Raw genomic sequence first — 3,251 nt, 5'->3', positions numbered from 1 at the left:
CGGATATCGGCCTCGCCGGGTGGCGCGATGATGACCTGCTGGCCGGCCAGCAGCGGCACCCAGATCTCGTAGGTGGACGCATCGAAGGCTTGCGCCGAATGCATCAGCACACGCTGTTGCGATGAACCGTGCCAGCGCCGATCCATCGCCAGTTCCAGCACATTGCGATGCGTGACACCGATACCCTTGGGCGTGCCGGTGGAGCCGGAGGTGTACATCACATAGGCGAGCTGGTCGGCCTGTGCGCGCACGGCCGGTGGCGTGCTCGGCTGCGCGGCGATACGCCCGGCATCGCCATCCAATCGCAGCACGTGCGCCTCATGCGGCGGCAAGCGTTCGGCCAGTGCCGATTGCGTCACGATCACGCGAGCTTGGGTATCGGCCAGCATGAAGGCCAGGCGCTCGGCGGGATAGCGCGGTTCCAGCGGCACATAGGTGCCGCCGGCCTTGAGAATGCCCAGCACGCCGACCAGTACGTCCAGCGAACGTTCCACGCACAAGGCCACCATGTTTTCCGGACCGACGCCGCAGGCTTGCAGCTGGTGGGCCAGTTGATTGGCGCGCGCGTCGAGCTGGCGATAGGTCAGCCATTGCTCGCCGGCCGTGGCCGCGACGGCCAGTGGTGTGCGTGCGGCCTGTTCGGCGAAACGTTGCGCCAAGGTGCCTTCCGCCTGGGGGCGATCCGTGGCATTCCAGTCCACCAGCAGCTGCTGCCGTTCGTCTGCGGCAAGAATGCTCCACTGTCTTACCGGTGTATGCGGCGCGTGTTCCAGCCAGTGCAGCAGGTTACGCAGCGCTTCGTGCATGTAACCGCAGATGCGTGCCGGGTCGAGCGGGTGAACCGCTTGCGCGGTCAAGCCCAGCGCATGACCAAAATCTTCGACCGACAGCGTGACGGGATAGTTGGTGCGCTCCTCGCCATGCAGCCAGGAGACACCCTCCACCGGATGTGCGGCCAGCAGATGCGTGGCCTCGGCGGGATTGGGCGAGATGGCCTGGCCGTTGCCTGCTATATGCCGATAGTTGAATAGCGCACTGAATAGAGGTGTGGCGCCGCTGCAGCGCTGCGCAAGCGCCAGTGACGCATGCTCGTGACGCAGCAGGTCGGCCAGTCGCACATGTGTCTGCCGCGCAGCGGTGGCGAGGTCGATATCGCCCATGTCCAGGCGCAAGGGCAGGGTATTGATGAACAGACCCATCGCCCGGTCGGCGCCTTCACCCGCATGCATGCGGCCGAACAGCACGGTGCCGAATACCGCCTGCTCGCGGCCGCTGGTCTTGCTGACCACCTGCCCAAAGGCCAGATGGCACAAGCTCGCCAGACTGACGTTCAGCAGCCTCGCTTGCGCACGCAATCGATCATGCATGTCTTGCGGCAGCATGCGATGAGCCTCTAACACGGCGGCACCATCGCGTTGTACGTCACTCAAGCCGAACGGCAGGGTCGGCTCGTCGATGTCCGCCAGCTGGTCGCGGAAGAAGCGCTCATGCTCGGTTGCCGGCAGCCCCAGGCGCACCTGTGCAATGACATTGCGGAATGGCTGCGGTGGTTCCAACGCGTCGGCGCGGCCCGCCAGCACTTCTTTCACTTCCGCCTGCAGCGTTTCCACCGTGGAGTGATCGCCGATCAGATGATGCATGTGCTGCAACAGCAGCCAGCGCTCATGCATCGGATCGTGCGCAACAACATAGCGGAGCAACGGCGCACTGCCCAGATCGAGGCGATGGCGGCGAGGGTCGAAACGCCGCTGCAACTGTTCAACTATATCGCCGTCCTGCGGATTCAACGTCAGCTCTTGCACCGGCAGCGGTGCTTCGCGCAGCACCACTTGCGCCGCGTCGGCAAGACCGTCCCAGTGGAAGGCGGTGCGCAGAATGTCGTGGCGATTCACTACATGCTGTACGGCCTTGAGGTAGTGCTCCAGCAGCGCACGGTCGGTGAAGGCCATCACGTCCAGCAGCAAATAGGGATCGCCTTCGCCATCCAGCAAGTGGTGAAATAGAATGCCTTCCTGCAACGGCGATAGTGCATAGATGTCCTGCACGTTGGCCAGGCCGCCCGGCACGCGTGCCACGATGGCATCGATCTCCGCCTGCGTCAGATCGATCAGCGGCAGCATGTCAGGGGTGAGTGCCACGCAATCGGGCGTGATCGAGTTGGCTGGCGCCGGCACTTCGCGATAGCTGCCGAGCGTGGCCGCCAAGGCGGCCAGCGTAGGGGCCGTAAACAAAGTGCGGATTTCGGTTGCCAGGCCCATCCGGCGCAGGCGCTCCATCAAGCGGATCGCCAGCAGCGAATCGCCGCCAAGTTCAAAAAAGTGATCGCACCGTCCGATGTATTCCGCGCCAAGCAATTCCTGCCATAACGCTGCCAGGGCGATTTCGATCTCGCCTTGTGGCGGTTCTTTGCTGCGATTGGCGAAATCGGCGCCGGCCGGCGCGGGCAGCGCTTTGCGATCGAGCTTGCCGTTGACGGTCAGCGGCAGGGTTTCCAATATGACCAGTGCGGCCGGCAGCATGTAATCGGGCAATTGCTCCGACAGGCTGCGACGCAAAGCGGCCGTATCCAGGTTTTGCGCCTGGGCCGGCACCACATAACCGACCAGTTGCTTGTGCCCGGCGTGGTCTTCGCGCAGCTGGACGGTGGCCTGGGCCACGCCGGGTTGCTGTAGGAGGCAGGTTTCGATTTCGCCCAGCTCGATGCGGAAGCCGCGAATCTTCACCTGGCTGTCGGCACGGCCCACGAAGTCCAGGCTGCCATCGCTCAGCCAGCGCGCGACATCGCCGGTGCGATACATGCGACTGCCCGGTGCGCCAAAGGGATTGGCCACGAAGCGCTCGGCACTCAAGCCCGGGCGGCGCAGGTAACCCCGCGCCAGGCCCGCGCCGGCCACATACAGCTCGCCGGCCACGCCCGCCGGCAGCGGCTGCAAGGACGCATCCAGCACGTAGACCTGTAGATCCGGGATCGCCCGTCCGATCAGGCTGTTCGCCCGTGCCTGGACCAGCGCCTGATCGAGCGCCAGGTAGGTGACGTGCACCGTGGTTTCGGTGATGCCGTACATGTTGACCAGTTGTGGCTGCTGCGGGGTATGTCGTGCATACCAGTCGCGCAAGCGACCCAGTTCCAGCGCCTCGCCGCCGAACACCACGTAACGCAAGGCGAGCGCCTGGCCCAGCTGCGGCTGGTCGCGCTCGGCCTGCATCAGCGCATAGAACGCCGACGGGGTCTGGTTGAGCACGGTCACCTG

The 3,251-nt window shown here is 64.8% G+C and carries 1 protein-coding gene; it reads right to left on the bottom strand.

Features of this window, described 5'->3' with window-relative positions; genetic code table 11:
* The coding region (locus QQJ96_RS10340) for an AMP-binding protein (RefSeq protein ID WP_284331919.1) at positions 1-3,251 on the bottom strand (3,251 nt) is incomplete at both ends.

Source organism: Dyella flagellata (genome assembly GCF_030160275.1).
In the GTDB taxonomy this organism is placed as follows: domain Bacteria; phylum Pseudomonadota; class Gammaproteobacteria; order Xanthomonadales; family Rhodanobacteraceae; genus Dyella_B; species Dyella_B flagellata.
This window is presented reverse-complemented; position numbering and strand designations above follow the sequence as displayed.